2 protein-coding genes are annotated in these 1,368 nt (G+C 57.1%); both read right to left on the bottom strand.

All coding sequences use genetic code 11. From position 1 onward, the window contains the following. On the bottom strand, window positions 1-242 hold a 242-nt coding region (locus LB547_RS32235), incomplete at its 3' end, for a hypothetical protein (protein ID WP_224656019.1). Window positions 243-487: 245 nt separating this feature from the next. Further along, window positions 488-1,240: a hypothetical protein gene (locus tag LB547_RS32230; RefSeq protein ID WP_064993415.1), complete on the bottom strand. Its 753-nt coding sequence runs from the start codon at window positions 1,238-1,240 to the stop codon at window positions 488-490. Window positions 1,241-1,368 lie beyond the last annotated feature (128 nt).

The raw sequence follows: 1,368 nt of genomic DNA, 5'->3' as shown, positions 1-1,368 counted from the left end.
GATCCCCTTGCCTGCAGCTCGGCGAAGGTCTGCGATAGGGCCGATCCCTTTGCCTGAAGCTCGGCAATGGTCGGCGAGAACGGCGACACCTCCAGCCCGCTGATCGCCTTCGACAGGGTCGATTCCGGAAGGTTGCTGATGGCCGTTGAGAGGGTCGACAGCTCTAGCCCGCGACTCAGTCGATCGAGCGGCCCATCACTTTGGCCCGTGGCGATGTCGGATAAGCTCTTGAATTTGTCCATCGTCTTCACGCTAACGGTTGTTTGGTTCCGGCAAGTCTTTGAGCTGACCCAACGTATCATAGCGCCGTATGCGCTGAGTCGACAGTTCCCTTTGCATGAGGTCACGAGGCAGCGGGTTCACCGCTCATCCCTCCAGATGACTCGGCGCACCACTCTGATGCGGAGCGCCAAATTTCTGACGGAAAAATGTGAGCCCAGCATCGACCTGATGCAGTCTTTGGGTTTCCCTGGCGGGGTGGTCGGATCTATATGTACTTGGACGTAATGATCCGCCAGAGCATTGCTGTTGTCAGCCTCTTCGATCTTGCGCGCCGCGTTCTCACCGCTTTCTTGGTTGTCGGCACGTTCCGCTTATCGTCGTAAAAGACGATATTTCGGTCAAAGAAGGGCTTCAACATCGGATCGGCTCTGATAGCGCCAGTGATGTCTGCCAGCCAACCATGCCGAACTCCTTCGTAGGCGAGCAACCAGTCGGGACCGTCGGCTGATACGGCCTTCACCCGGCGCTCCCAATCCCGGATTGGAGCCTCCGGAGCAAGTCCGCGAGATGCCATGTCGAGAATGAGCAAGCAGATCGCTGGACATTCGATCTTCGCAAGAAGAGCAGCTTGGGCGCCCAACTGCAGCGGCAGTGCCAAGCCCTTCATGAGGAAGATCGCCCATGCAACTTCATAGTGCTCGCCGCGCTCCAAGCCGCCTTTTATAATCGACGTCAAGCGCTTGGTGATGAGACTTTCGTGTATCGTCCGCCCCTCATGGCGCATGTTGATCAGAAGCGCTGACACTAGGTCGATGTTTCTCGGATCGACCATCAGGGCTCGCATCAGGAAACTTTGCAGGTATAACGCGTCGGGCACCTTGATTTCAGAACCCTGTATCAACGACAGCGCGTAGCGAAGAGGTCGATCTACAGGGTTTTGTTTTTGTAGATCGAGAGCGACCTCACAGAAGTTTTGCAAAGCAATGCCGGACAGCTCGGGGCCTATTCGCGCCGCCACCTGGAGGGTGTGAACCCAAGGTGTTCCAACGTTGTCGACTATCCCGATAACTGTAAGACCGTATGTCCGCTTCTGCCGGTGAGGTGGCTCACCCTACACTGCGCGTCCGAGGGTTGCTCGGGCGGTCC

Source organism: Mesorhizobium sp. B264B1B (genome assembly GCF_020165765.1).
Classification (GTDB): Bacteria; Pseudomonadota; Alphaproteobacteria; order Rhizobiales; family Rhizobiaceae; genus Mesorhizobium.
This window is presented reverse-complemented; position numbering and strand designations above follow the sequence as displayed.